A 3,776-nucleotide genomic window follows, 5' to 3' on the forward strand; every position below is an offset into this window, starting at 1 on the left:
CGGCGACACGCCAGGGGCTCGGGGGTCGACGCGTGCCGACCCCCGCTCCCCCGGCGCCCGCGCGGCCGGCGCTCGTCACCGGCGCAGTCATCGGACCAGCGTAGGTCGCCGCCGACGCCCGCCCGACGTGCCGTCCGTCACGACGTGGATCGCCTGCGCAGCAGCAGCCACGCGCCGATGCCGCCGCCCACCACGAGGACCGCCGCGATCCCGATCAGCACGCCGCCGGAGACGTGCCGCTCGGGGTCGGGATCGGCCGCCGACGCCGTCGCCGTCGCCGAGCTCGTCGGAACGGGCGACGCGGTGGGCGTGGGCGAGGCGGTGGGTGACGGGGTCACGACCCCGTAGGCCGTGTCGTGCGACGCGGTGAACGAGAACGTCCCCTCGATCGGGTGCCCGTCGTCGGAGGTGACCCGGTAGACCACCGTGTAGACACCGGCGGGCAGCGCCCCGGTGACCGCCTGCGTCACGGTGTTGTCGACGAGGACGGCCGGACCCGTGCTCACCGTCCGCTGGTCGGGAGCGTGGACCACGATCTCGGTGCCGACGGCCAGCGCGGGCTCGTCGAACGTGAGGGTCACGTGCTCGGGGACGACCTCGACGGCGGTTCCGTCGGCGGGGTCGGTGCTCCGCAGCACGTTGTGCGCCTGCGCGGCGGTGGCGCCGGCCAGCGTCCCCGCGAGCGCGAGCGCCAGGCCGGCGAGCACCGCGGCGCCTCGTCGGACCACCGACTCGTGGGGCACGCGGGAGGTGAGCACGGTGAATCGTCCCGCGCGGGGCGCGGACGGGACGGTGGGGTGGGCAGATGGAGAGAGCGTGGGCATGCGAAGTCCTCGGTCGTGAGCGATCGGCAGGGACGCGGTCGGCCCGGCCACCGGTACGACCGGTCAGCGCAGGGGGACCACGGGGGACTGCCACGCGGGCGGACCGCGCAGGGGCACGACGTCGCGCCACCACTCGTGCCCGACGGGCGGGACCTCGGCGGGCGTCGGCAGGGAGGCGCGGGGCACGACGACGACCGGGATGCCGGTGCCGACGAGCGGCCGGAGCCACGCCGACAGCCACCACAGCGCCCGGTCCGCGCCGACGATCACGAGCGCGGCGGCGACGGTCGCGACGACGTGCAGCGCGAGCATCACGGTCCCGCCGAGCAGCGCCGGCGCCACCGGGGCGTCCGTCGCGGCGCACGGCACCACCGAGCCGGCGTGGTGCGCGTGTCCGACCAGCGCACCCGGGCCCGGCATGCAGGCCATCGACGTGACCGCGCCGAGAACCGAGTGCACCATCAGCTGCCCGACGCCGAGCAGCGCGAGCGCCCCGGCCGGGCCCAGCCGGCGCCCGGTCACGACGACCGCGGCGGCGAGCACGAGAGCGGTCAGGGCAAGCAGGACGAGGGCCGGCGGCCTCCCGCCCCCGGCGAGCACGTGCGCAAGGGTCCCCAGCGCGACCGTCACCGCGGCGACCGTGCCGGCACGCGCGAGGCGCAGCGGACCGGTCGCGGGAGCGGGCATCCCGACACGGTAGCCGCCCCGGCGGCGACGGCCCGCCCCAACCTCGCCGGAGCCAATTCAGCGTGACGGGGAACACAGCGCGGGGCCACCGTTGTTGCGAAATGGGTGCGGGATGGTTGTCCTGCGCAATCAAACGGAGTGTCAGACCCCTCCCGTAACGTCCCCCGCCAGTGCAGTCGCATGACGCGTCCCCGTCTGCCGAGAAGGTCACATGTCCCAGCAGAGCTCCACCGCCACCGAACTCCCGGCGTCCTCGAAGGCATCGACGTTCGTCCCCCCGACCCACCGCGAGATCCTCACGATCCTCGGCGGCCTGATGCTCGGCATGTTCCTCGCCGCGCTCGACCAGACCATCGTCGCCACGTCCATCCGGACCATCGGCGACGACCTGAACGGCCTGTCCCTGCAGGCGTGGGTCACCACCGCCTACCTGCTCACGGCCACGATCTCGACGCCGCTGTACGGCAAGCTCTCGGACATCTACGGCCGCAAGCCGCTGTACATGATCTCGATCTCGATCTTCGTGGTCGGGTCGCTGCTCTCGGGCACGGCCGACTCGATGTACCAGCTGGCCGTCTACCGCGGCATCCAGGGCCTCGGCGCCGGTGGTCTGATGGCGCTGGCGATCACGATCCTCGGGGACCTCGTCGCCCCGCGCGAGCGCGCCCGCTACCAGGGCTACTTCCTCGCCGTGTTCGGCGTGGCGTCCGTGCTCGGGCCGGTCGTCGGCGGCTTCTTCGCCGGCGCGGACACCATCCTCGGCATCGACGGCTGGCGCTGGGTCTTCCTCATCAACGTGCCCATCGGCATCATCGCGATCCTGGTCATCTGGCGCGTGCTGCACCTGCCACCGCTCAAGCGTGTGAACCACAAGATCGACTACCCGGGCGCGCTCGCGTTGATCGTCGCGCTGGTCCCGCTCCTGGTCGTCGCCGAACAGGGTCGTATCTGGGGCTGGGACTCCAGCCGGTCGATCGCCTGCTACGCCATCGGCGTGCTCGGCGTGGTCGCGTTCATCGTCGCGGAGCGCTACGCCAAGGGTGACGCGATCCTCCCGCTCTACCTGTTCCGGAACCGCACGTTCTCGGTGGGTGCGGGCGCCAACACGGTCATCGGCCTCGGCATGTTCGGCGGGCTGGCGACGCTGCCGCTGTACCTGCAGATCGTCAAGGGCCAGACCCCCACCCAGGCGGGCCTGACGCTCATCCCGTTCACGCTCGGCATCATGGCCGGCTCGATCATCGCCGGTCAGACCACGTCGCGGACCGGCCGGTACAAGGTGTTCCCGGTCGCCGGCACCATCCTCATGGGCACGGGCGCGCTGCTGTTCTCGCGCCTCGAGTCCGGGACCCACCTGCCGTTCGTCTTCGCGGTGTCGGTCCTCTTCGGGCTCGGGCTCGGCTTCACCATGCAGCCGCTGGTCCTCGCCGTGCAGAACGCCGTGCCGGTGCGGGACATGGGCGTCGCGACGTCGTCGTCCCTGTTCTTCCGGCAGATGGGCGGCACGCTCGGGACCGCCGTGTTCCTCTCGGTGCTGTTCTCGACCGTCGGCGACAACATCGCGGCCGCGTTCCGGACCGTCGCGCAGACGCCCGCGTTCCAGGCGGCCGTCGCCGACCCGGCGGTGCAGGCGGACCCGGCCAACGCACCCGTGCTGGCGATGCTCCAGCCGGGTGGCGCCGGCGGGGCGGTGCCGTCGCTCGACGACTCGTCGTTCATCAACAACCTCGACCCGCGCCTCGCGCAGCCGTTCCTCGACGGCTTCTCGCAGTCGGTCGACACGGTCCTGCTGCTGGCGGCCTGCATCATGGCCGTCGGCGTGATCCTCACGGTGATGCTCCCCGAGCTGCCGCTGCGGAACGTGTCCGGCATCCAGGGCCGGTTCGACGAGGCCGCCGATGCCGCGGCCGCGGCGGCCGGTCCGGCGCAGCCGCCCGCACAGGCTGCCGCCGCGGCGACCGCCGTCGGTGGGGTCGCGGGGATCGTCGCCGACGAGGCCGCGGTCAACCGCGCGGCGGCGGAGTCGGTGTCGGAGTCGCCCGCGCAGGTGGACGACGACGCACCCGACGTGGAACCCGTACGCGTGGACGTGGAGGACGACGTCCTCGCGGACGAGCAGGTCCGCGCGGACTGACCCGACCGCCGACTCACCGACGGCCCCGGCACGCACTCGCGCGCCGGGGCCGTCGTCGTCGCGCCACGCACCGGGCCGAGCCCGCGCCAGGCCACGCGCCTGGCCAGCGCCGGTAGCCCACGCGTCGGGCC

Annotated in this window: 3 protein-coding genes; 1 reads left to right on the plus strand and 2 read right to left on the minus strand. The window is 73.5% G+C overall.

The window, feature by feature from the left end; translation table 11 throughout:
• Positions 1 to 137: 137 nt before the first annotated feature.
• Positions 138 to 758 carry a copper resistance CopC family protein gene (locus ACXJKG_RS20030; RefSeq protein WP_456847481.1) on the minus strand — a complete coding sequence of 207 codons (621 nt, stop codon included), beginning with the start codon at positions 756 to 758 and terminating at the stop codon, positions 138 to 140.
• A gap of 129 nt (positions 759 to 887) precedes the next feature.
• Positions 888 to 1,511 (minus strand): hypothetical protein, encoded by a 624-nt coding sequence (locus ACXJKG_RS20035; RefSeq protein WP_456847482.1) that lies wholly within the window; start codon positions 1,509 to 1,511, stop codon positions 888 to 890.
• Positions 1,512 to 1,722: 211 nt separating this feature from the next.
• On the opposite strand from ACXJKG_RS20035, the gene ACXJKG_RS20040 reads away from it, so the two are divergent.
• Positions 1,723 to 3,645, plus strand: a complete 1,923-nt coding sequence (locus tag ACXJKG_RS20040; protein WP_456847483.1) for an MDR family MFS transporter — start codon at positions 1,723 to 1,725, stop codon at positions 3,643 to 3,645.
• The last annotated feature ends 131 nt before the right edge of the window (positions 3,646 to 3,776 follow it).

It is taken from the genome of Cellulomonas sp. P5_C6, from assembly GCF_054049635.1.

Coding starts and splice junctions, on each gene's coding strand:
- ACXJKG_RS20040 (WP_456847483.1), top strand. CDS start 1,723: ATGTCCCAGCAGAGCTCCACCGCCACCGAACTCCCGGCGTCCTCGAAG.
- ACXJKG_RS20035 (WP_456847482.1), bottom strand. CDS start 1,511: ATGCCCGCTCCCGCGACCGGTCCGCTGCGCCTCGCGCGTGCCGGCACG.